The 23,673-nt window shown below is 44.0% G+C and carries 20 protein-coding genes; 10 read left to right on the forward strand and 10 right to left on the reverse strand.

The genetic code is table 11. The features are described 5' to 3' along the window. The first annotated feature begins 198 nt into the window (after positions 1-198). On the forward strand, positions 199-864 hold the full coding sequence (locus L2730_RS00085) for a PAS domain-containing protein (RefSeq protein ID WP_428848423.1): 666 nt from the start codon (positions 199-201) through the stop codon (positions 862-864). Positions 865-1,193: 329 nt separating this feature from the next. Next, complete coding sequence (locus L2730_RS00090) at positions 1,194-2,387, forward strand: conjugal transfer protein TraF (RefSeq protein ID WP_248972721.1); 1,194 nt, start codon at positions 1,194-1,196, stop codon at positions 2,385-2,387. A 55-nt stretch (positions 2,388-2,442) separates the two neighbouring features. On the opposite strand, the gene L2730_RS00095 is transcribed toward L2730_RS00090, so the two are convergent. Together L2730_RS00095 and metJ are read right to left on the reverse strand one after the other, a co-directional pair. Next, a complete protein-coding gene (locus L2730_RS00095) occupies positions 2,443-3,171 on the reverse strand; it encodes a sulfite exporter TauE/SafE family protein (protein ID WP_248972722.1) in 729 nt (242 codons plus the stop codon). A 257-nt stretch (positions 3,172-3,428) separates the two neighbouring features. Continuing rightward, positions 3,429-3,743 (reverse strand): met regulon transcriptional regulator MetJ, encoded by a 315-nt coding sequence (metJ, locus tag L2730_RS00100; RefSeq protein WP_020914530.1) that lies wholly within the window; start codon positions 3,741-3,743, stop codon positions 3,429-3,431. A gap of 209 nt (positions 3,744-3,952) precedes the next feature. Here metJ and metB point away from each other — a divergent pair, with 209 nt between their 5' ends. From metB to L2730_RS00130, 6 genes are all read left to right on the forward strand, one after another. Continuing rightward, on the forward strand, positions 3,953-5,113 hold the full coding sequence (metB, locus tag L2730_RS00105) for a cystathionine gamma-synthase (RefSeq protein ID WP_248972723.1): 1,161 nt from the start codon (positions 3,953-3,955) through the stop codon (positions 5,111-5,113). Between the two features lie 15 nt (positions 5,114-5,128). Further along, entirely contained in the window at positions 5,129-7,522 is a 2,394-nt protein-coding gene (locus tag L2730_RS00110) for a bifunctional aspartate kinase/homoserine dehydrogenase II (RefSeq protein WP_248972724.1), read from the forward strand. 187 nt (positions 7,523-7,709) lie between these two features. Next, on the forward strand, positions 7,710-8,303 hold the full coding sequence (locus L2730_RS00115; RefSeq protein WP_428848424.1) for a c-type cytochrome: 594 nt from the start codon (positions 7,710-7,712) through the stop codon (positions 8,301-8,303). Between the two features lie 10 nt (positions 8,304-8,313). Then, complete coding sequence (locus L2730_RS00120) at positions 8,314-9,384, forward strand: c-type cytochrome (protein ID WP_248972725.1); 1,071 nt, start codon at positions 8,314-8,316, stop codon at positions 9,382-9,384. A gap of 93 nt (positions 9,385-9,477) precedes the next feature. Further along, entirely contained in the window at positions 9,478-9,846 is a 369-nt protein-coding gene (locus L2730_RS00125) for a GFA family protein (RefSeq protein WP_248972726.1), read from the forward strand. Positions 9,847-9,864: 18 nt separating this feature from the next. After that, entirely contained in the window at positions 9,865-10,101 is a 237-nt protein-coding gene (locus tag L2730_RS00130; protein ID WP_248973161.1) for a cysteine-rich CWC family protein, read from the forward strand. 108 nt (positions 10,102-10,209) lie between these two features. Here the strand turns inward: L2730_RS00130 and L2730_RS00135 are convergent, their stop codons facing one another. The 4 genes from L2730_RS00135 to uvrA form a co-directional block, all read right to left on the reverse strand. Next, positions 10,210-12,045, reverse strand: a complete 1,836-nt coding sequence (locus tag L2730_RS00135; RefSeq protein ID WP_248972727.1) for a DEAD/DEAH box helicase — start codon at positions 12,043-12,045, stop codon at positions 10,210-10,212. A gap of 226 nt (positions 12,046-12,271) precedes the next feature. Next, a complete protein-coding gene (locus tag L2730_RS00140; RefSeq protein ID WP_248972728.1) occupies positions 12,272-13,237 on the reverse strand; it encodes a M28 family peptidase in 966 nt (321 codons plus the stop codon). Positions 13,238-13,317: 80 nt separating this feature from the next. Continuing rightward, complete coding sequence (locus L2730_RS00145) at positions 13,318-13,623, reverse strand: hypothetical protein (protein WP_248972729.1); 306 nt, start codon at positions 13,621-13,623, stop codon at positions 13,318-13,320. A gap of 16 nt (positions 13,624-13,639) precedes the next feature. After that, positions 13,640-16,480 (reverse strand): excinuclease ABC subunit UvrA, encoded by a 2,841-nt coding sequence (gene uvrA / locus L2730_RS00150; protein WP_248972730.1) that lies wholly within the window; start codon positions 16,478-16,480, stop codon positions 13,640-13,642. Positions 16,481-16,745: 265 nt separating this feature from the next. Between uvrA and L2730_RS00155 the strand changes: the two genes are divergently transcribed. Then, on the forward strand, positions 16,746-18,113 hold the full coding sequence (locus L2730_RS00155) for an MFS transporter (protein WP_248972731.1): 1,368 nt from the start codon (positions 16,746-16,748) through the stop codon (positions 18,111-18,113). A 347-nt stretch (positions 18,114-18,460) separates the two neighbouring features. On the opposite strand, the gene L2730_RS00160 is transcribed toward L2730_RS00155, so the two are convergent. Together L2730_RS00160 and L2730_RS00165 are read right to left on the reverse strand one after the other, a co-directional pair. Next, positions 18,461-18,676 carry a hypothetical protein gene (locus tag L2730_RS00160; protein ID WP_248972732.1) on the reverse strand — a complete coding sequence of 72 codons (216 nt, stop codon included), beginning with the start codon at positions 18,674-18,676 and terminating at the stop codon, positions 18,461-18,463. 372 nt (positions 18,677-19,048) lie between these two features. After that, on the reverse strand, positions 19,049-20,374 hold the full coding sequence (locus L2730_RS00165) for a phosphatase PAP2 family protein (protein ID WP_248972733.1): 1,326 nt from the start codon (positions 20,372-20,374) through the stop codon (positions 19,049-19,051). Between the two features lie 503 nt (positions 20,375-20,877). Here L2730_RS00165 and L2730_RS00170 point away from each other — a divergent pair. Beyond that, positions 20,878-21,951 carry an MFS transporter gene (locus L2730_RS00170; protein ID WP_346347805.1) on the forward strand — a complete coding sequence of 358 codons (1,074 nt, stop codon included), beginning with the start codon at positions 20,878-20,880 and terminating at the stop codon, positions 21,949-21,951. Between the two features lie 28 nt (positions 21,952-21,979). Here L2730_RS00170 and L2730_RS00175 read toward each other — a convergent pair whose 3' ends face one another. Next, complete coding sequence (locus L2730_RS00175; protein WP_248972735.1) at positions 21,980-22,906, reverse strand: LysR family transcriptional regulator; 927 nt, start codon at positions 22,904-22,906, stop codon at positions 21,980-21,982. Between the two features lie 148 nt (positions 22,907-23,054). Continuing rightward, entirely contained in the window at positions 23,055-23,615 is a 561-nt protein-coding gene (locus L2730_RS00180) for a cytochrome P460 family protein (protein WP_248972736.1), read from the reverse strand. Positions 23,616-23,673: the final 58 nt, after the last annotated feature.

Below are 23,673 nucleotides of genomic sequence, written 5' to 3' on the forward strand. Positions count from 1 at the left end.
TTACTAATAGGGTTATTATGATTTCGGTTTATTATATGACAAAATCGGCGTGGTATATTTTATGCCTTTTGTAAGTCTTTGTTCAATTTCTATAAAATATTGGAATAAGTGGAGATGCTTGTGCATCAGCGGAATAAGTGGCCAAACGAGTTAAATCAAATACTTTTACTAAGGCAGCTGGTGGAAGCCTTCGATCTTATGCCTGATATTCTGTTTTGGGTGAAAGATTCAGACAGTCGATTTATTTACGCTAACCAGTACTTTCTTGAGCATGTAGGTGTGCAGACACAGGCGCAGATCTACCATTGTAATGATTTTGATTTTTCTGAGCCGCATATTGCCCGGCAGTTTATTAATGATGATCAAAAGGTGATGCGAGGAAACCGGGTTAATGATCGTCTGGAGATGAATCGCCTTAAAGGCCAGGAGGTTGCGTGGTTTATTACTTCTAAACGTCCAGTAATGAATGATGCGGGTGAAGTGATTGGTTCCTATGGCATATCACGGCATTTGCAGAAAACCTCACTGACCCTAAGTAGTATGGATGCCCTGAAAGTTCCGGTAGCGTTTATTAAAGAGAACTACATGCAGCCGATTACTTTAACTGAGTTGGCACAGACCGCACACCTTTCTATCAGTGCCCTAGAGCGACGCTTTACAAAACATTTAGGGCAGACACCGAAACAGTTTATCAATGAGGTGAGGCTAGAGAACGCACGCCGGTTGCTGATTGAGACTAATGAAAGTATTGCTAATATTGCCCAGGAAACCGGCTTTAATGATCATAGCTATTTTAGTCGCCAGTTTCAGCGCCTATTCGGCAAGAGTCCATCGCTGTTTAGGCGAGAACATTGTACTCATTAGCCTTCATCAATTAATGGATAAACACTTTAAACTTAGCTTTAGATAATGCTAAAGCAGCAAGTCAGACGTTGTGTTTTAAGGTTTTGATATATCGTAGTTATATGCGTTTTGCAGCCAGTATACATCACCATTCTGAAAGCCTATTGAACCCACATCTGCCCGAGTTAGTATGGGTTGGTAATAAAAATGTGAGTTTAACGTTAAAATTTATCCCTTAGTTGTTATTTTTGGCTTAGAATAACTCTAATAAGAAAAAACAATTTAAGACCTTTTTTCGATTTGAGCCGTATTGGTGTTAAAGCGTTAAGGAAATAAAAAGGGCGGAATGGATGAAACTACGTAAACTAGCGCTACTGTGTACCTTGATCCCCAGTTTTTTTGCCTACTCAGGCCAAGAATATTATGAAGCGCGTAGTGATGCTATGGGGGGGGCAGGTGTTGCCTCATCGAACCATGAGGGCGCAGCATTCGTAAACCCCGCTCTACTTGGTTTAAATGCCCACAAAGATAACTCCGCTGTATTGCTTATGCCGGTTTTAGGTATTGATATGGCAGATAGCGACAACATGATCGACAAGTTCGATTCGCTTATTGATTCTTACGACGGACTTGCAGCATCAATTGATGCTGGAAACAGTGCCGATATCGATGTTTATCGAGATGAGTTGATTCTAGATTTAGAATCGCTAAAGGGAACATCGGCATATGCTAGTGCTGGCCTTGGGTTTAGCGTTGCTATCCCTCATCAAAGAATGCCGATAGCCATCTTTTATAAAAGTTATGTTAATGCGGTTGGGGCTGCCAATATTGATCAAGCCGATATCGATGCGCTTGCGACTCTCGATCCTGTTAATCCACCGCAAGTGACAGATTTACTATCAGAAGGGCAAGTGATTGGTGGTGCAGTATCTGATTTAGGTGTCGCATTAAGCTTTCCACTTTCTATCGTTAACATGCCGATTTCTGTCGGTATCTCGCCAAAGTTCCAACGTATCGATACCTATAATTACATTGCTAATGCCAACAACTTCTCGGCCAGTGACTTTGATGATGTTGAGTACCGTAATGATGAAACTAATTTCAATGTCGATGTAGGTTTTGCTATTGAACCTCTTAATGGCTTAGTGTTTGGTTTATCAGGGCGTAACCTTATCAGCCAGGATGTGGAAACGATCGAAGTAGAAGGTAATAAGTTTACCTACAGAGTAGAGCCATTAGTCACAGCTGGAGTGGCGTATGATTGGAGAAAGCTCACTGTCACTACCGACGTCGACTTGGTTGAGAATAAGAAGTTTAAAGAGCTTGATGGTACTCAGTATTGGCGCGTGGGTGGAGAGGTCAGAGCATTTGATTGGATGTCACTACGATTGGGTTACCGTCATGATATGAAAGACTCTACTGCCAATATCTACTCTATCGGTTCGGGTTTTACTATCGGTGAATCTTTTTTCCTCGACTTTACTGGTATGTTTGGTAGCGATGAAGCTTTAGGTGGAGTGCTGCAGACCTCTTATCATTTCTAAAATTGAGCCTGTTATCGATAATAAGCCAATTTTGACAAACAACTTAGTGTGATAATTAACTTAGCTCAATAACAGACTTAATCGTCAAAATCACAGCACTTAAACTACATAAAGCCAGAGTGAAAGCTCTGGTTTTTTGTTTATCTATTTTTCCAACCAACCTTCCAGCAACCACATAGCCGAGTATAACTGACGGCAGTAACATCAAAGAAACCCACAGGTGTTCGAGCTTTAATAGGCCGGCGAACGCTAGAATGGCTAAAGCGATCATAGAGCTAAAAATAAAAAATGCCGATAGAGCCGCTCTAAACTGCGCCGCATCTTTGCCTGAGAGCAATATCGCCAGTGGTGGTCCACCAATAGCGGCAATATTGCCAAAGACCCCTGACAATATCCCTGCAATGAACAGCGTAAAGCGATTAACGGGCAGACTAAATTTGAGTAGGCTGAAACCGACGGCTAAGGCCACAATAAAGGCTATAGCAAGCCCCAAAATCGCTTGAGGTGCGGTTAGAATAAGCAACGCACCTAAGATCCCTCCAGGAATACGCCCGAGTAACGCATATTGCAGTCCATTGAACTCAAGTTGTCCTCGTTCTCTAAACAGCGTTAGCGCCGCGATTGAAAACCCCATCAAGATCACTGGAGCTGGCACAAGCGAGGGTTCGATAATATAAAGTAATGGACTGGCAACCACAGCTAAGCCAAAGCCAATTAAGCTTTGAGTTAATGCGCCGCAAAAAATGATCAGTGAAGCGAGAATAAGTGTGCTTGGATCTAACATCAGTTTTTTAGCCCTGTGATGGCTTTAGAGCTCACTAAGGAGGCGCAGAGCAATTAGGAGTGCAATGTCCAGCGTAGGTAAGAATTCAGTGACAACGGTACACAGTGCAGTATTAAGCCGCTATAGCCAAATAACAGATATTGCTAAATAGTTGCCAGCATTGTTTACCAAATCGTTCAGTAACAATAGAGTTGCGTTGATAGAGAGGCTATAAAATCAAAAGAGGATCGCTTAAGACCCTCGATTTAATAATATCGTTACTCTAGTTCTTCCCACTCGATGCCCATTTCATCCATGAGGCGCTTTACTTCCGCAGGCATGCTGTCAGGCTTATCTTTTGATAGATCACCATCATTTGGCAGCGGTTGACCAGTGTATGCATGTAGAAACGCCTCACAGAGTAATTCGCTGTTGGTGGCGTGACGTAAGTTGTTCACTTGGCGGCGTGTACGCTCATCGGTAAGCACTTTGAGTACTTTTAAAGGAATAGAGACAGTAATTTTTTTCACTTGCTCATTCTTTTTTCCGTGTTCAGCATATGGGCTGATATAATCGCCGTTCCACTCAGTCATTGACTCACCTGTAATTTTAAAATGCGGGGCAGATTTTAACCCCTTATGCAGCACAGTCAAATTATTGCCTCTATTTTATGACAAATGCAAATAGATTTCTAAATGCTTGGACGTCTAAACGGCTAAATTGGTTGACGAGGGTGGATAGCTTAGGTACATTTAGACGTCCAGACATCCCTAATAAGAAAATGTAGAGAGAGGAGTAGTACATGACCGAGCGTAAACTAGCCACCGCTGCTGTGCGCCAAGGCATTGAGTCCGATACCCAACACGGTGCAGTCGTACCTCCGATATACCTCTCTACAAATTATTCTTTTGATGGTCACAAAAATCCAAGAGATTTTGATTACAGCCGCTCAGGTAACCCAACTCGCTCGATTCTTGGTGATGCGATTGCTGAACTAGAAAAAGGCTGTACTGGCGTTGTGACATGCACTGGGATGGCGGCAATTACTTTAGCGACAAGTTTACTCGGTCCTGATGACTTATTAGTCGTGCCTCATGATTGTTATGGTGGCAGTTACCGCTTATTTACTAATCTGGCTAAGAAAGGCCAGTTTAAACTAGAAGTTGTCGATCAAACTGATGCCAGTGCATTAGCTACTGCGATTGCCAAACAACCTAAGATGGTTTGGCTAGAAACCCCTTCAAACCCATTACTTCGGGTCGTTGATATCGAAGCTATTAGCTCAGCTAGTCATGAAGTTGGAGCATTAGTTGTAGTTGATAACACTTTTCTATCGCCTATCTTGCAGCAACCTCTCTTACTTGGCGCTGATATTGTTATTCATTCGACCACTAAATACATCAACGGTCACAGCGACGTAGTTGGTGGCGCTGTGGTGGCTAAAGATGAAGAGTTGGGTGAGCTGTTGCATTGGTGGTCCAATACACTAGGGCTAACGGGGGGGGCATTTGATAGTTACCTTACATTGCGCGGAATTCGAACACTTGCAGTAAGAATTCGTGAACATCAGGCCAATGCTCAACGTATTCTTGCTACTCTTAGCGCTCATAGCGCAGTGGAAAAGATCTATTATCCAGGTCTTGCAGATCATCCTGGCCATGAGATTGCCGCTAAGCAGCAAAAGGGCTTCGGTGCCATGCTCAGCTTCGAGCTAAAGGGCGGCGAAGAGCAATTAGTCGCTTTCTTAAAAAATCTTAATTATTTCTCTGTTGCAGAAAGCCTCGGAGGAGTAGAAAGTCTAGTGGCAGTGCCTGCAACCATGACGCATCGAGCGATGGAACCAGAAGCGCGTGCAGAGGCGGGGGTAAAAGACACCCTTATTCGTCTGTCTGTTGGTATTGAAGATGCTGACGATCTTGTTGCTGATATTGAAGCTGCGCTTAATGCAGCTGTAGCTTGTTAATTAAAGGGGTTTAGGATGGCACGTTGTCACTTGCATAAATTTGGTGGCTCCAGTTTAGCCGACGCAGACTGCTACCGTCGCGTTGCACATATTCTCCTGACACATGGTCATAGTGATGATCTTGTTGTGGTTTCTGCAGCAGGGAAAAGTACTAACTTTCTATATCGTTTGCTTGAGCTGAGCACGACTAAGCAGCTTTGGCAGGAAGAGTTGCAGATCTTAATCAGTTTTCAGCAAAAACTGATAGAACAACTGTTATCTAATGAGCAAGCTCGTTCGTTAAGAGAGCGACTATCGAATGATAAAGCGCAGTTGATCAGCTTACTTTCATTAGCGGCGATTAATGATTACCAGAGCAGTCAAGTGGTGAGCTTTGGTGAACGTTGGTCGTCACGTTTGCTCGCAGCTTTACTGCGAGAGTCCGGTGTTGCGGCATCTGATGTAGATGCACGTACTTTGTTGATTGCAGATGAAGGCGCAGTGCCACAGATAAGATTGCAGCAGTCACGTCAAAGAGTACAAAAGCTGATTGATGAGCATCCTAATGAGCGACTCATTATTACCGGCTTTATCTGCGCCAATGATAAAGGCGATACCTTGCTATTAGGCCGTAACGGTTCGGATTTTAGTGCTACGTTAATCGCAAGTCTCGCTGATATCGAACGGGTAACGATTTGGACCGATGTTGAAGGTGTATTTAACGCAGACCCCAACAAAATTAATGACGCGAAACTATTGAGTAGCTTGTCATTAGATGAAGCCAATCGCTTAGCGCATTTAGGTTCGCCAGTATTGCATAACCGCACTTTACAGCCACTATTCGATACCCAAGTTAGCCTCGCTGTGCGCTCTAGCTATGCATCTCATACCGACTTCACCTTGATTGCGCCTAAAAGCTCTTCAGCTAGTGCACCAGTGGTAACCAACCTAAATAGTGTGTCTCTGTTTAACATTCAGTTGGATGGTGCTTTATCCGATCTATTGAGCTTATTGACTGATTCTGGGCTCTATCCATTAGCCCATTGGTCGCTGGCGCAAAAACGCGTTGAATTGACAGTTACGCTTGAGAATCAGAAACAAGTGCAGGCGCTGCTTGATGTCAATAGCGATGCATTGGGAATAACAGATATTCAGATAAGAGATGACTTGGGACTGGTGGCATTGGTGAGTGCTGATGCGGATCTCTACCGTCGTGGCTTTGCCAGATTATTGAGTCGTAATGCTCGACCATTGTTTAATGACGGTATGAGTTTAGTGACTTTGGTGCCACAGACGCAAGTGAACTTGCTAACTCAGAAAGTACATCGCCGTTGTGCAGGCCCGCGCAAACGTATCGGTGTTCTGTTGTTAGGTGTTGGCAATATTGGTGAAGCATGGATAGACCTGTTTGATGGTGCGAGAGCAGCGTTAAACAAAGAGCTCGAGGCCAGTGTTGATCTAGTTGGGTTAGTGAGTTCGCGTAAAGCTTTAATAAGTGACAAAGGAATCGCCCTTGATACTTGGAAAAGCGAATTTGAACAAGATGCGACGCCATGGCAGTACAGTCATCTTTTTGAAGAGCTTCAAGGCCTAGAATGTGATGAAGTTGTGGCGCTAGATATCAGTGCTAGCGCTGATCTGACATTGCAATACCCTGAGTTTTTTGCTCGTGGAATCCATGTTGTCAGTGCTAATAAGCTTGCTGGTTCTGGCCCACTACCTTTTTATCGAGAGTTGAAGCTGCAGCTGGGTAATCGCCGATTATTTTGGCGTTATAATGCCAGTTGTGGAGCAGGCTTACCTGTACAGCACGCGATTAATGATCTGCATAATAGTGGCGACAGCATTGAAGCCGTTGGCGGTATTTTCTCTGGTACGCTGTGTTGGTTATTTGAAAACTATGATGCCGTCAAACCTTTCTCTGAGCTAGTAGTCGATGCGCGTGGGCTTGGGATCACCGAGCCCGATCCGCGAGATGATCTGTCTGGTCGTGACATGCAGCGTAAACTGCTTATTTTAGCTCGTGAGATTGGTTTAGAGATAGAGCTTGAAGATATAGAGCTCAAATCCTTGGTCCCCGCTCATCTTGCAGAACTTCCGCTTGAGCAGTTTTTGTCGCGTATAAACGAATTAGATGAAGACATGCTACAGCAGTATCTTGCCGCAGTGGAGCAAGACAAAGTGCTTAGGTATGTAGCTGCTCTAGATAGAGTCAATGGTAAGCTTAAAGCTGAAGTGAGCTTGCAATGGGTTGATAATAGCCACCCGTACGCTAATTTAACCCCTGGCGATAATGTATTTGTTATCCGCAGTAAATTCTATCAGGACAACCCGCTCATTATTCGTGGACCCGGTGCGGGTCGTCAGGTTACCGCTGCGGCAGTGCAATCTGATCTGGCACATATCTGTCGAGACCTACTACAAGAGTAGTGACGCTTAGCAAGTCTTAATGAATCAATAATGAGTGCATTTCAGTTTATGGAATGCACTTTTTTTATGGTGGTAATCCGTCTTATCAACTTCAGTTATTTGCCGTTCCATCAAAACTTCACTTACTTATTGAGCAAATAGGCAGATAAACGCTATTGTTAACATATCTATAGATGGAGGTGTGATGATGAAACGTGGATTCATAATGTCGGCTTTACTCATGTTAAGTAGTGCATCTTATGCAGCTATGCCGCCTCAGGCTGCGCTGTGTGGCAGTTGTCATGGTCCTCAAGGGCAAGGTGTTGAACCTTTAGGTCCTCGACTGGCTGGGCTGCCATCAGACTATATAGTGAAGCAAATTAAGCTATTTCAGTCAGGTAAAAGACAAAATTCAACAATGCAACCGATGGCGATGACCTTGCAAGGTGATGCCATTGTTGCGGTTGCTGAGTATTTTTCTGCCTTTGACGTGCCTATGGTTACACCGCATCTACGTGGAGAGAAAGCAGTCTATTCAGATCCTACTGAACAGTTAGTTTATCAGGGCGATTGGCAACGGGTGATTCCTGCATGTGTCACCTGTCATGGGCCTTCTGGGCACGGTATTGGTGAATTCCCAAGGCTTGCAGGCCAACAAGCTTCTTATATCAAAAGCCAGTTACTTGCTTGGCAGAAAGATACCCGAAGTGGCGATCAGGACGGCGTGATGGACACCATCGCAGACAAGCTCACAAGTGCAGAAGTTGATGCATTAGCCAAATATTTTTCAGAATTGAAATAAGGAGTTAACCATGAAATTACATCATTTAAGTTGGCTCGTTATTAGTCTGTTTTTCAGTATAGGTTTCAGTGTTGTTGTACAAGCAGAAGAGCTACCCGATAAACAAGCAGAGCTTAATGCTAAAGTTAAGCAGGATGGACAATTATACTTAACGCCAGCACCGCTAAGCACTATTCCTGAGGGCGAATTTGGCGACAAAGTTCGCCTAGGTTACCAGCTGTTTGTTAACTCTCAGCAGATGAGGGATGCGTACGTAGGTAATAATCTTAACTGCTCTAATTGCCATATGGATGCAGGGCGACGAGCTAATGCTGCACCATTGTGGGCGGCCTACTTTGCTTATCCCGCGTACCGGAAAAAGAATGATAAAGTAAACAGTTTTGAAGAGCGTCTACAAGGGTGTTTTACCTATTCAATGAATGGCAAACCGCCAGCCTCGGCAAATAAAGAACTGGTCGCTTTGTCGGCTTACTCATATTGGTTAGGTATGAGCGGTTTGATGCAGCAAGCTGGGATTGATAGCGCAGTGCCTGAACTATCTGATAGCGAACTATTAAAGGGGGGGAAGCGCGACGAAATCCCTTTACCTGAATCAATTAAAAATGCCATGACTCTTGAACAGCGTGCTTCATTACCGGGTAAAGGGTATCCGAAAATAGCCAAGCCTGCTCAAGCCTATTCACCAGAGCGTGGTAAGAAGGTGTATGTGGCGCATTGTCAGTCTTGTCATGGTGATGATGGACAAGGTTATGAAACATCGGGTGTTTACTCTCTGCCGCCACTTTGGGGCCCTCAGAGCTTCAATTGGGGGGCGGGTATGCATAGAGTTAATACCGCAGCCTATTTTGTCTATGAAAATATGCCATTCGGCAAAAGTTACCAGCTAAGTAATCAAGATGCCTGGGATGTTGCCGCCTTTATTAATGCTCAAGAGCGGCCACAAGATCCTAGGTTTGAAGGGGATATTAAAGCCCTGAAAGAGAAGTATCATAAGCATCAAGGTTATTACGGCAGTAGTGTAAATGGACATAAAGAGCTGGGCAGTAAAGCTTATCCTATCAATCCTAAGCGCAGTGATTAACCGGTTTAGTGCACTGTACAGAATCAACAGGGTTCGCTAGCGCGAGCCCTTTTTGTTACATTGAACTTTGTTCTGATATTTGGAGTATAGGCTTTGAAGCAAACACATATCGCCAGTTGCCATTGTGGCGCGGTTCAGTTGGCGCTGAACCTTCCTCAAGGGCTGACAGACTTAAGGCGTTGTGACTGTTCCATGTGTCGCCGTCGAGGCACCATAGTGACTTCTGCTGAGCTTGATGGGCTCAAGGTTATTAGTGGTAATGACAAGCTATCGCTGTATCAATTTAATACTTTTACTGCCAAACACTATTTCTGCAGTGTCTGCGGTATATACACTCATCATCAACGCCGTTCTAATCCAAATCAATTTGGTGTGAACGTGGCGTGTATTGATGGGGTTAATCCATATAAATTGACCAATGTCGCCATGCCCGATGGAATTAATCATCCGGCGGATCGATGAAACAGAGGGGGAAGAGTGATGACAATAGATGCTACAAGCTGTCCACTATGCCAATCTAAAAATCGCTGCGCCGTGCAGCAAGGTGAGGCTATTGAGCAGTGCTGGTGCCTATCGCAGCCATTTCCTGCTAAGACTGTGCTAGATAGTGAAAAGTTAGCTAATAGCGTGCTAGATGCTGAATCTTGTGTATGTCAGGCCTGTATAAAAAAATTGAAGCAGCAAGAGGAGAGTCAACTTTATAAACAAGTTGATTAGACCTTCAGACAAAGCTCAACGGCATGATAATGAGATACAAAAAAAGGAACCATAAGGTTCCTTTTTCATTTTATAAAACGCTAAGCTTTAATAAGCTGGCATTTAATCTTACTCAGCGTCTTTTGCTGGACCTTTACGGTGCGGCTTTCTGTCACCAGAAGGACGACGATCGCCTGAAGGCTTACGAGGACGACGTGGAGGACGGCTATCGCCACCAGAAGTGTTCTCGAACGTCTCACCCGCTGCTTCGCGAATGTTTAATGGACGGCCACATACGCGTACTTTCTTAAGGTGCGCTAATACGTCTTTTGGCATACCATCTGGCAAATCGATTGCAGTGACTTGATCAAATAACTGGATTTGGCCAATGTAACGGCTGTCGATGTTTGCTTCGTTTGCAACAGCGCCAACGATGTTACCAACGCCAACACCATTATCACGACCTACGTCGATGATGTAACGGCACATCTTAACATCTGGGTTATCCTTTAGTGAGTCTGCTGAGCCAATGTTAGCTGGCGTAGGACGAGATTCACGACGAGGACGGTCACCACGGTCACGGGAGTTGCGGTCGTTACGGTCACGTGAATTGCGGTCATCACGGCTATCGCGCTGACGTTCGTTCATTGACGGCAACTGTAATGGACGATCTTTCTGAACTTGCTGAAGTAAAGCAGCAGCAAGTACATCAGTGTCAACTTCTAGCTCTTGGCATAGTTTTGCAACTGCACCTTTCATAAAGTCTAAAGAGTCTTTAGCGATTACTTCACCAATTTGCTCACCTAAACGAGACAGACGACGCTCGGTCACTGTTTCAGGACTAGGCACATCCATTGGCGAGATACGGCTCTTTGTTGCACGTTCGATAGTGCGCAACATACGCATCTCTCTGTGTGTAACGAAAAGAATTGCCATACCAGTACGACCGGCACGGCCAGTACGGCCAATACGGTGAACATAAGCTTCAGTATCGTATGGAATATCGTAGTTAACTACGTGTCCGATACGCTCAACATCAAGACCACGTGCAGCAACATCAGTTGCGATGATGATGTCTAGCTTGCCGCGCTTAAGTTGGTCAACAGCACGTTCACGGGCTTGTTGGTTCATGTCACCATGTAGTGGTGATGAAGCGTAGCCACGTGCTTCTAGCTTTTCTGCTAGCTCGACACAACTGTTACGAGTACGAACGAAGATAATAATACCTTCAGTCTTCTCTACTTCTAGAACGCGAACTAACGCTTCTAGTTTGTTGTGTTGTGATACTTGTACAAAGCGTTGCTCGATCGTTTCAACAGTGGTTGTTGTAGCAGCGATTTTAACGTGTACAGGCTCTGATAAATATTTGTTAGCAACACGCTTAATTTGCTCAGGCATAGTCGCTGAGAATAACGCAAGTTGGCGTTGCTTAGGAGTGTGCTCCAGGATCCATTCGATATCATCGATGAAGCCCATTTTTAGCATCTCATCAGCTTCATCAAGTACCATTGCTTTTAGTGACTCTAACTTAAGAGTGCCACGACGCATATGGTCCATAACTCGACCTGGAGTACCGACAATGATTTGAGGGCCACGACGCAAAGCATTCAGTTGTTGATGCATGCTTTGTCCACCGTAAATAGGTAGAACGTGTAGGCCTTTCATGAATTTTGCGTAGCTGCCGAATGCTTCAGCAACCTGAACAGCAAGTTCACGTGTTGGGGCAAGTACTAAAATTTGTGGAGAATTAGTATTTGGGTCAATGCTGTTTAGCAGAGGTAGTGCAAACGCACCTGTTTTACCTGTACCTGTTTGAGCTTGACCTAAAATATCTTTTCCGGCCATGAGAGGATCGATACTCGCAGCCTGGATTGGAGTTGGTTTTTCGTAACCGAGCTCATCAAGAGCACGCAACAAAGGCTCGGCAAGACCGAGTTCGCGGAAAGTTTTTTCACTGGATGACATGGGTTGTAGCCTTGTGGAATAGCAGAGTGCAATAAAGCACTTATGTTTATAGACAGAAAATCAACCCCGTGTCGACTTCCCGCACCGAAAACGTATCAGTAAGCCGACTATTATAGCAGGGTGTAATTGGTATTACCATTTAATGATGCTATTTTTATCAATATTCATAGCAATTACTAGGCCAGTTAGCGGCTTACAGTAAAATAAAAATCAATGAACGTGGCCTTTATGGGGCGTTTTTCAGAAGAAAACTGTCGATAACCAACAGTTGGTAAGCAGATTCCACTGTAGCGGCGACAAAGCTAATATCTATTTTATCTGCGATATCACTAGGTTGATGGTAATCTCTATGGGTTGGAACGCCAAAGTAAAGCCAAGGGATCCCTACTTTGTGCATTGCGTAATGATCTGATGCACGTAATAGATCAACACTGATAACACTGCCGTCGAATGATTTTGGCTGACGAGTCCTTATGCATAATTGGTTTGATTGAGTCATTAATTGCTGTATTTCATCGAATGAGTCGAATCGTCTTGCACCCTCAATATAGATAGCATTGCGACGATCTGGGCGGCCAATCATATCTAAATTGATAGCGAGTTCAATCTGGGGAATTTGCGGTTCACTGCGTTTGTTGGCCAATTTATCTGCAAGTGCGTAACCCCCATACAGCCCTGGTTCTTCTGCATCGGTCGCGACAAAAAGTAAGTTTACTGGACTTCCTTTGCTAGCAGCGTGCTGCGCAAGTTGCAGTAAGCCTGCCACTCCTGAAGCGTTATCATCAGCGCCATAGTATATACGAGAGCCTTTGTGACCAAGATGGTCATAATGGGCAAGCACCACACGCCATTTACTGGTTGGTGTAGTGGCTAGCTGCACGCCAGCAATATTGACACCCACTCTATCGCTAAAAGATTTAGTAAAGTTAAATGGATGTTGGAAATCACCTTGCCAAGGCTTAAGCCCAATTTGTTCAAATCGTTGGATTAGATATTGCCTTGTTAGCGCTGCACCTGCGGAACCCGTTTTTCGGCCTGCGAATTCTGTTGACGCTAGTTTATGTATATCGCGACTAATCTGTGCTTGGTCTGCCCATAATGTGCTGGGGCGCTTTTGGCATTGGGAGGTTGAACTGCAGGCATTCAGGCTTAGAGTGGTAATAATAACTAAGAGAGTCGTTAATTTTTGCATTTAACTGTCCCTTTATATATGCAAAAAGCCATTACAACAGTTACTCAACCTACAGGTAATGGCTTTAAATAGCGATACTCTTACTCACTTTGTTGATTTTCAGCCGATTTATCAATATTCGACAACTTTAACTTGTACTCGTGGGTACCTGAAAAAAGCCGTTGTTTTGCACCAACAGTGACTTGAGATTGCGGCGCTAAGTTGCCCACACTTACTCGTGCAACAGAGCCATCAGGTAGGGATATAGTACTGCTTTGCTGGTCGCTACTAATGACTCTTGCCTCAGTAGAAGCACATTGGCCAAACAATGGATCAACCACCACCATTATAAGTAGGCCTAGTGTTACCACAAGGCCTGAGGCTAATAAAATATTACTGCTTGTCATTGAACTGGATGATCTCTTACTTTGCTAAAAGTGGCTTTAAAAAGCGCGCTGTGTGTGATTCTGTATTCTCAGCAACAACTTCAGGGGTACCTGCTACCAAAATGGTACCTCCGCCTGAACCACCTTCAGGCCCCAGATCAATAATCCAATCCGCGGTTTTTATTACATCCAAATTATGCTCAATCACCACTATGGTATTGCCATGGGATTTAAGGCGATGTAATACGTCCAATAACAGCTGAATATCTGCAAAGTGCAAACCAGTTGTTGGTTCATCTAAGATATAGAGAGTTTTGCCAGTATCACGTTTAGATAGCTCTTTTGCCAGCTTTACTCGCTGCGCTTCACCACCAGAAAGTGTGGTCGCACTTTGGCCTAAACGGATATAGGATAAACCAACATCCATTAGCGTTTGCAATTTGCGGGCGACAGCTGGAATGGCATCAAAGAAAGGTCTGGCTTCTTCAACTGTCATCTGCAGAACTTCGTGAATATTCTTGCCCTTGAAGCGAACATCCAAGGTTTCGCGATTGTATCGTTGACCTTTACAGCTATCACATGGCACGTATACGTCAGGCAAGAAATGCATCTCTACTTTGATTAAGCCGTCACCCTGGCAGGCTTCGCAGCGTCCACCTTTAACGTTAAATGAGAAGCGACCTGGCTGATAACCACGAGTACGAGATTCTTGAGTGGCCGCAAACAGTTCGCGGATTGGCGTGAAAATCCCCGTATAAGTCGCTGGGTTCGAGCGCGGTGTACGGCCAATGGGGCTTTGATCAATATCGACCACTTTATCGCAATGATCCATTCCGACAATACTCTTGTACGGTGAGGGTTCATCAACGGTAGCGCCATTCAACTCGATATGAGCGATCTTATAGAAGGTATCATTGATCAGTGTTGATTTACCTGAGCCGGATACGCCGGTAATACAGGTAAACAGTCCTACAGGGATCTGCAGGTCAACATTTTTGAGGTTGTTGCCTGTAGCACCAAAAAGCTCGATAAGTTTGTTAGGGTCATACTGGGTTCGTTCGGTTGAAATGTGGATCTGCTTTTCACCGGATAAATACTGTCCAGTGATAGACTCTTTACACTCAAGTAGGTCTTTAAGTGTGCCTTCACCTATAACTTGTCCGCCATGCACACCGGCACCTGGACCGATATCGATAACATGATCGGCCATACGGATAGCATCTTCATCATGCTCAACCACAATGACGGTGTTACCGAGATCTCGCAGATGAATAAGCGTTTGTAGAAGGCGCTCATTATCACGCTGATGCAGGCCAATAGAAGGTTCATCGAGCACGTACATTACGCCAACGAGCCCAGCACCAATCTGGCTTGCAAGACGAATACGTTGTGCCTCACCGCCAGACAAGGTGTCAGCTGAGCGAGATAAACTGAGATAATTAAGGCCAACATTAACCAAGAAGCCTAAACGATCGCGTACCTCTTTGAGGATCTTATCGGCTATTTGAGCTCGCTGACCTGTGAGTTCAAGCTTTTCAAAGTAATCCATGGCTTCGCCAATAGACCATTGGGTTAACACTGGCAGATTCAACTCTTCAATAAACACGTTACGTGCTTCTTCACGCAGGCGTGAACCACCACAACTTTTACATGACTGAGTATTGATAAACTTGGTTAACTCTTCACGAACAGCATTCGATTCGGTTTCGCGATAACGTCTATCCATGTTATTCAAAATCCCCTCAAAAGGGTGATTCCGAACCACGACATCGCCGCGATCATTGATATATTTGAAGGCGATGCTTTGGGTACCAGAACCGTAAAGCACGATGTTTCTGACATCGTCGGTTAACTGTTCGAAAGGTTTTTCGATATCAAATTTATAATGTTCAGCCAAAGAACTGAGCATTTGGAAATAATAGAAATTACGTCTATCCCAGCCTCTAATCGCGCCGCCAGCGAGTGACAGTTCAGTATTGGTGATCACTCTTTCTGGATCGAAATACTGCTGTACGCCTAAACCGTCACAGGTTTGACATGCCCCTGCTGGGTTATTGAATGAGAAAATGCGTGGCTCAAGTTCCGCCATAGAGTAACCACAAACAGGGCAGGCGAAATTCGCTGAGAACACATGTTCTTCTGCTTTTACATGTCCCTCAACAGGATCCATGCTGGTGACTTTGGCTATTCCGCCCGATAGTTCAAGGGCGGTTTCAAATGATTCTGCTAAGCGCTGCTTAATGTCATCACGGACTTTAAAGCGATCGACGACCACTTCAATGGTGTGCTTCACGTGTAAGTCTAGTTCTGGTGGATCGGTTAAATCGCACACTTCGCCGTCAATACGAGCACGAATATAGCCTTGTGCCGATAAGCTCTCAAGCAGCTTTACGTGTTCGCCTTTACGTGCATTAACCACGGGCGCAAGCAGCATTTGACGACTGCCTTCAGGCATCTCCAATACTTTGTCCACCATCTGGCTGACAGTTTGTGCGGCTAATGGCTCGCCGTGAGTTGGACAGCGTGGTTCACCCACTCGGGCAAATAGCAGTCTTAAATAATCATAGATCTCGGTAATAGTACCCACGGTAGAGCGTGGGTTATGCGAGGTTGATTTCTGCTCGATAGATATTGCCGGGCTCAAGCCTTCGATGTGATCAACATCGGGCTTTTCCATCAAACTTAAAAACTGACGAGCATAGGCTGAGAGTGACTCAACATAACGTCGCTGACCTTCTGCATACAGGGTATCGAATGCTAGAGATGATTTTCCAGAACCTGATAGCCCGGTAATAACAATGAGTTTGTCACGAGGTATGGTTAGGTTGATGTTTTTAAGATTGTGGGTACGAGCGCCACGTACTTCAATATTTTCCATCTAGCGTTCAGATCTCAAAGCCGAAAAAAGTGGTTAAGTATCTCACAAATTTGCCTTAGGCAATAGACAAAGTAAGCTATCAATTGTAGGAGAAATATAACGTATTGGCAGGGAAAGTTAGCAAAACCAAGCATGCACGCGGGTTTGCTGCTAATGCTTAAAAGAGGGGTTGAGTATACATCTTTTACTTTTCCTTTTGGGCTATTGAAAAACTTCGTGATAAACTGCGCCCCTTATTTAGAGTTCACTGATCAGGGCGGGGGCAATGGCCAATAACGGACTTTCGAACACTGAGAAAAAAGTAGCGTTTTCTTTAGCCAGTGTATTTGGATTGCGCATGATGGGTCTGTTTATGATCATGCCTGTCTTCGCACTTTACGGGCAGCATCTAGAAGGCTTTTCACCGTTATGGGTGGGTATTGCTATTGGTGCTTATGGCTTAACGCAAGCCATTCTACAAATCCCTATGGGGATCTTATCTGACAAATACGGTCGTAAGCCTATCATTTTAATTGGCTTACTGATCTTTGCTCTCGGTAGCTTAGTTGCTGCTAATGCAGAAACAATTTATGGCGTAGTTGCTGGTCGAGCTCTGCAGGGGATGGGGGCAATTGCTGCCGCGGTGCTGGCATTGGCTGCTGATCTAACTCGCGATGAACAGCGCACCAAAGTGATGGCTATTATCGGCATGTGTATTGGCTTTTCCTTTGCCTTATCACTACTTGTCGGCCCTATTGTTGCTCAGCATCTAGGTCTATCTGGTCTGTTCTTTATGACGGCCGGGCTAGCTGTTTTAGGCATGTTAATCGTGCAGTTGTTAGTGCCTAACCCGATTTCACAAGCGCCGAAAGGCGATACGGTTGCCGCACCTGAAAAACTACGTCGGATGTTGGTTGACCCGCAATTATTTAGGCTCGATGCGGGTATCTTTATTCTGCACTTGGTGTTGACAGCTGTGTTTGTGGCACTGCCTTTGGACCTAGTCGACGCCGGACTTGCCAAAGAGGAACATTGGATGCTGTATTTCCCAGCATTTATGGGTGCCTTTTTCTTGATGGTACCGCTGATTATTATTGGTGTTAAACGCAATAATACTAAAGCGATGTTCCAAGTTGCCTTGCTGATAATGATGGTGGCCTTGGGTTCAATGGCACTATTTGCCAACAATCTGATGGTATTGAGCATTGCAGTGGTGTTGTTTTTTACTGGCTTTAATTATCTCGAAGCGTCTTTACCAAGCTTGATAGCCAAATTCTGTCCAGTGGGCGATAAAGGCTCTGCAATGGGCGTGTACTCCACAAGCCAGTTTTTAGGTGCTTTTTGTGGTGGCATACTCGGTGGTGGAGCTTACCAACTTGTTGGCGCAGAGGGCGTCTTTGCCGTTGCCTTGGGCTTGATGGGCATTTGGTTCTTGCTGACATTTGGTATGAAGAACCCAGTGCTATTGAAGAGCTACACACTGGAAGCAGACGTGTCCGATAAGCAAGCAGCCAAAGTGATGGCGACAGAATTGTCTGCATTAGCCGGTGTGTCTGAAGCTATCGTGGTACTCGAAGAGAAAGTGGCTTACTTAAAAGTAAATGATGATTTTGACTTGAAAGCTGCACGAGCGGTATTAGGTTCTGTAAACTAACAAAGGCTCTAAATTCACCACTAAAGTGGGAGAGCAATATTGCCTATTCAACTGCAATATTGCTCCTTACATTAGCTTTTTTGGCTAGCGAAAACCATTTACTACAAAGAGTAATCAGCAGAAAACCCACCATAATCGAATACTGCATCATTGGCATATTATTCCGTATCGATATCTAAGCGAATAACCTGACGTAATTGGCATGTCTGCCTCGATATCTGTTTTTTGACTATAGCCTTGTGCTAGCGTCCCGTTAGACTTGTCGATACGACTTCGATGCCAGCAAAATAGGTTGGTTGAGAGGCAGATGTATTGTTTATGTAACAACTAACTCTAAGCTTTGCTGATCAATATTCAATGGGTTCAAATATCTCATCTGCGATAATCTCTTCGGCAATGATTCTATCTTCAATGTCACGCCTTACAATTTCATCTTCTATAATTTGGCAATTAAGATCACAACCTCTGTGATCATTGTAGATCGTATGACGATTGCCACTATTGCTATTGTTAGCGCAGGCCGACATCCCTACGATCAGTATTAAAGTCAGTGCGATTTTCATATTTTGCTCCCTGTTATTAAGCCCAAATTATCTGGGCTTAGATACGAGTGCCCGCATGTTGCATTCGCTGCCATCGGCGCGGCGATTACTGTTGCCAAGGTCGTTGCTAAAGCGATAAGTTTTACGTTTTGCATATTTATTTCTTCAATAGAAATATGAGTTTTTAACTCAAGCGGTTCCTTGGTTGAGGTAATGATATGGCTATTTTGAAAATGTGTTCAGTTAGAAAGTATATGAAAATCGAATGAACTGAGTTGGGAGGTGGGGTACCTGAGGAGTTGGTTTAAAAATACAAATGAAACAGCAATATTGCGTTATTCAACAGCAATATTGCCCCTAACATTAGTTTTCTAGGCTAGCGTAAACCATTTACTAGAAAGAGTAATCGACAGAGAATCCGCCGTAATCGAATACTGCATCATTGTAATATTCATCAGTATCAGTATTTTGTGCAAATTGACCATAGAACAAGGAAGTTGACCATCGTTCATTGAATTGGTACTCAACACTGCCCCATAAAGAATCTGATTGGTATTCAGATAAACCTGAATACTTATAGCCAATGCTGGCGGAAATGCTCTCGGTAAACTGATAGCCACCCTCTACAGCCAAAGAGGGGACAACGAATAGATCATCATGCTCACCTAGGTTGTTGCCATTATAGTCATCTAAGCGAATAGACTGGCCGACAAATGCTATACCTGCTCCTATATCTGCTTTCCAGCGACTGTCCGGTAGCAAGCGGAACATGTAGTCCGCCGCCAGCGTCCAGTTACGGTAAGCTGATATGACTTCGCTGCCGGTGGCATAGCTTTTTCCGCCAAAAATAATGTCTTCTTTTAGAGTCGCAGTATCTCTGGTTTCCATTGGGGTAAATTCAAAGGCAAGATATTGCTGTTTATCGAGACCCCACTTTAGCATTGCTGAGGCATAGGTATTAGGCTCTGATTCTTTACTGAAATCATTTAGATCAAAACCATTTTGGCCCTGCTCATTAATGCTGTTCTTGTTAGTGTCGAAACCACCGATTAACAATGAATAACGACGCATAAGCTCAGTTTCTTTCTGTCCCCAACCACTATCTACGTTGGAAGAGGATCTAGCTTTACTACCCGCAAGACCGGGCGTATAGCTCATTGCTAAGCCTATTTGACCTTCACTAAAACTTGGGGCAATAACCAGATCTGTTGAGTTATAAGGATCGGTAAAGTACAAGCTGCTCATTACCGCAATAGAGCCACCAGCTAACACATCGTCGATATAGTGTTTGTTTGCCCACAATCGACTGCCACCAACAAATGTAGCCGCTGCGTATGCCGGGATCCCCCATGCATTACCGTATCTATGATGAATATATGCAGCGCCAGAGAATGCGGCTGATGTATGGCCTGATGGAAAAGAGTTATTCTCGGAGCCATCGGGTCTGAGGCGCTCATAACCAAACTTCAGCGTATGAGTAATTGCAGCTGTGGTTGCAACACCTTTAGTTAGCTGCCAAGCACCTTCAGTATCACCTATCCATAAACTGCCAATCAATGCGCCGGCTGGAAGCGCGATTTGAACGACATCACCAATCTCTGAAATAGTACCGGATTGATTATCAAAAATTTCACTCTGTGCTTGGCTTAAGTTTGGTATCGAAATGAGAAGAAAAGATGCGGTAATTGCGCGACTTAAACGGGAAGCCTGAAAATGCATAGAAGTAATCCCAAAAGATAGAAGTAGACTCAGTGTATCAGTAGAATAGTTGTTAATGCATTGTTTTGCGTTGTGTCGGTTGTAGTTTTTTGTTAATTGTGCGCGGTGTATTTATCTAGTAGAGGTTCTATTAATTATTGGTGTTTGAACGCAGCAGTAAAGTACGCAAGTGCTAATTAATTTAACTCTTATTTTAATGTGATTAATAGCGGATGCTTGTTGTTATTTGAAAATAAAGGGTTATTGTCTTTTTGCTGTCCAATGATTTAGCTACTAGGGGATATTTTTAATAGTAATACCATTGAAAAGTGAATTACTATTTATGAGTGAAGAATGAAAAATAGAAGTAAAACCTGGCAGAAAATGGGGTGATATTGTTTGTACACAACTGGTTAACTTTGTTTACATACTCAAGGCTATTGGTTAAGGTTGGATTCTGTCACTGATAAAAAGGCCAGTGTGTGAACTCAGCGTCAAGCAAATATCTTTACCTGTCTACTAGTATGAAACTTGCTGTTGCATCGAGCATTTTTTTATTATTACCAAGCTATCTTAATGCGATATCCATACAGTTCGAGACTTCAGTTTATGATCTTAGTTATTTGGCGACAGTTGAATTATTTGGCTTCGCATTAGCCTCGGTTATCTGTTATTTCCTGGCGAAATCCCGTTCAATTAAAATTAACGAACGCTTCGCTATGCTGGTATTAGCCGGTAGTCATTTTGCGAGTGCATACTGCAGTGATATTAACCTTTTTCTAGCGTTAAGAGCTATATCAGGCGTCGCAGCTGGGTTAATTTTAGTGCTATGTTATGAAGCCCTGTCCCATGAGGCAAATCCTGATCTTGCTTTTGGTAAGGCTATTGCTTTTCAGATGCTATATAGCGGCTTTCTGTTTCTTTGTTTACCCTATTTAATACAAGACTTTGGTGTTGATACTTTCTTTTTTCTGTTGGCAGGGTTGAGCGTATTCCTGTTGTTATTACCTAAATTTTCACCGTTATCCCCCGAATCTGCAGAGGTATTTAGCCTGCCAAAAGCTGACCTATCAACCAAGCTATTGGGCTTGGCGGCGGTGTTTATGATTATCTTAACCCACTCTGGTTGTTGGTCTATGTTGAGTGTTGTGGGTGATAAGCTACGGGTATTGCCGACTGAGCAAGGCCAGGTGTTAGCGGTTGGAACTCTGTTTAGCTTGTTTGGTGCTGTGTTAGCGAGTTTAGCCTCTTTAAGCCGCTTTAAAAAAGCGTTGACGATAGCTGGACTATTTTCTCAAGGGGTGGTGATTGTGTTGCTGTTTACCACTAAGAGCCAATTGTTATATTTTGTTGCCGTTAGTCTATTTATGCTGTTTTGGAATTTTTTATTACCCTTGTTTATGGGCACTATTTCAGAAAGTGATCACAGCGGAGACATTATTCGCTTATCGGTGGCGGCGCAAACAACAGGAGCTGCATTAGGCCCTTATGTGTTGCTTAAAGGCTGGGTGTTGTCTGAACTGGTGATTTTCTTAGCGATTACGTTAATCTGTATCTTTCCACTGCTATCTCATCGTCGCGCAGTGAGTGTAAAGTAAGCCTGTTGAGGCAAGTTTAATTTAACCACTAAAGCTCGACGAATTGCTCTACAAACCAGCGACCAGCAGGGCCAAGAGACGGGCTCCAAACAAGCTCTATTGGCCAGCCTGGTTGCTGCTCACTATCTTCCATTTTTAACTCTACTAAGGTATTTGCTATAAAGTGTTTTTCAGCTAAGTGGCTAGGAAAAAGAGCAAAACCAAGCCCGTTAAGTAGCATTGACTCTATCTGATAAAACTGTGAGCAATACAGTAAATTAGGGCTGAGCCTGAGAGATTCCACTAAATGCTTTTCAGCAAAAAGGTTTTCTGCGGTAATGATCTGCCGATGACTTATCAAATCTTGGTAAGTTAAGCGGCTTCTTATTTTGGCCAGCGGGTGGCTTGGTGAAGCAACGACCAGCCAATCTAGCTTATCAATAATTTGGGTATCGTAGCCGTGGCGCTGCTTTAATTGGCTTGGGGCGATGATGATATCCGCAGCATTACTATCGTCTACGCTAAGCGCTGTAATATCTTCTACATCCATTAAGTTAATGGTTAGTTCTGGAAATCTGTTGGACAGCGCCGCAATTTTATCGACATAACTGGGGAATAGGGTAAAGCCATACACTGCGATATTAAGTTTATCTTCTATCCCAGCTTGAAAAGCCTGCGCACGTTTCTCCATTGCTTGTAGCCTTGGAATGACCTCTAAAGCTTGCAAATACATCGCTTTACCAACTGCGGTTAATTGTGGCGCTTTGCCCGCTACACGGTCAAATAGCACAATATTTAGGTCTATCTCCATATTTTGAATCACTTGCGCGACCGCGGAGGGGCTCACACCCATCTCTCGGCCAGCGGCAGAGAAGGAGCCTTTATCTGCAACTAAGACTAAATAAGTTAACCGTTCAGGTGTGACCAGCATGTTGGACTCTTCGATATTGCGATTGACTGCTGCTAGCTTAATCAATTTGCGGCCTGTTTAACACCCAGCTTGTTCGCGACGATGACTAAATATCTGGGCTGCTAACTGTGGGGGCTCAAAAAGTAGTATGCCTGTACTTTTCACTAGTATTAAAAGTACAGACACTTTATCTTGACGCAATGTAGATGCGTGACTAGCGCTGCATTTGCGGATAGATATCTGTGTATAACCAATCCGTTTCTTTGCGAGGGAGGTGACAACCCTGGCAGTAGTTTTTGTCTTGATTGGTATTCACCGTTGGCTGTTTAACATCAGTGAATTGTGCCCAGCCCCAGCCATCACCCCAGATCGCTTTATTGCTTGTGTGTTGAAAGCGATTCTGAGTATCTTTAACCATGACAAATGCAATATCTTGGCTAGTTTGGTGTTGAACTTGACCCGAGAGCAGGCTTTTTTTAGCGGAAACAAACTTTAGGATCTTAACAATGAGTGTTCCATCTGGCCACTCTCCGGTTTTCTGATACCACATAAGGGCGGACTTTTGGGTGTAGCTAGAGTTTATATTAAAGATCTCGCCTGATTCAGGGGTGGCAACAGTATTGCTGCCCAGGTGGACAAAGCCGTCCATCAAAAAGTCACTTGGAAAAGTGATGTTTCCCTGCTGATCAACATGCTTGCTGTAAGTTTTTGACAGATCTCCAGCTTGTATAGAGAGGGAGAAAAAAATTAATACTGTACATAGTAGGTATTTCATAACGTTACCAAATAATTAGAGATTGACTGTTGCGCAACTGGCAGCAACTTGTGCTTTG

Source organism: Shewanella kaireitica, assembly GCF_023284045.1.
GTDB lineage: Bacteria > Pseudomonadota > Gammaproteobacteria > Enterobacterales > Shewanellaceae > Shewanella > Shewanella kaireitica.

Coding starts and splice junctions, on each gene's coding strand:
- L2730_RS00085 (WP_428848423.1), top strand. CDS start 199: ATGCCTGATATTCTGTTTTGGGTGAAAGATTCAGACAGTCGATTTATT.
- L2730_RS00090 (WP_248972721.1), top strand. CDS start 1,194: ATGAAACTACGTAAACTAGCGCTACTGTGTACCTTGATCCCCAGTTTT.
- L2730_RS00095 (WP_248972722.1), bottom strand. CDS start 3,171: ATGTTAGATCCAAGCACACTTATTCTCGCTTCACTGATCATTTTTTGC.
- metJ (WP_020914530.1), bottom strand. CDS start 3,743: ATGACTGAGTGGAACGGCGATTATATCAGCCCATATGCTGAACACGGA.
- metB (WP_248972723.1), top strand. CDS start 3,953: ATGACCGAGCGTAAACTAGCCACCGCTGCTGTGCGCCAAGGCATTGAG.
- L2730_RS00110 (WP_248972724.1), top strand. CDS start 5,129: ATGGCACGTTGTCACTTGCATAAATTTGGTGGCTCCAGTTTAGCCGAC.
- L2730_RS00115 (WP_428848424.1), top strand. CDS start 7,710: ATGAAACGTGGATTCATAATGTCGGCTTTACTCATGTTAAGTAGTGCA.
- L2730_RS00120 (WP_248972725.1), top strand. CDS start 8,314: ATGAAATTACATCATTTAAGTTGGCTCGTTATTAGTCTGTTTTTCAGT.
- L2730_RS00130 (WP_248973161.1), top strand. CDS start 9,865: ATGACAATAGATGCTACAAGCTGTCCACTATGCCAATCTAAAAATCGC.
- L2730_RS00135 (WP_248972727.1), bottom strand. CDS start 12,045: ATGTCATCCAGTGAAAAAACTTTCCGCGAACTCGGTCTTGCCGAGCCT.
- L2730_RS00140 (WP_248972728.1), bottom strand. CDS start 13,237: ATGCAAAAATTAACGACTCTCTTAGTTATTATTACCACTCTAAGCCTG.
- L2730_RS00145 (WP_248972729.1), bottom strand. CDS start 13,623: ATGACAAGCAGTAATATTTTATTAGCCTCAGGCCTTGTGGTAACACTA.
- uvrA (WP_248972730.1), bottom strand. CDS start 16,480: ATGGAAAATATTGAAGTACGTGGCGCTCGTACCCACAATCTTAAAAAC.
- L2730_RS00155 (WP_248972731.1), top strand. CDS start 16,746: ATGGCCAATAACGGACTTTCGAACACTGAGAAAAAAGTAGCGTTTTCT.
- L2730_RS00160 (WP_248972732.1), bottom strand. CDS start 18,676: ATGAAAATCGCACTGACTTTAATACTGATCGTAGGGATGTCGGCCTGC.
- L2730_RS00165 (WP_248972733.1), bottom strand. CDS start 20,374: ATGCATTTTCAGGCTTCCCGTTTAAGTCGCGCAATTACCGCATCTTTT.
- L2730_RS00170 (WP_346347805.1), top strand. CDS start 20,878: ATGAAACTTGCTGTTGCATCGAGCATTTTTTTATTATTACCAAGCTAT.
- L2730_RS00180 (WP_248972736.1), bottom strand. CDS start 23,615: ATGAAATACCTACTATGTACAGTATTAATTTTTTTCTCCCTCTCTATA.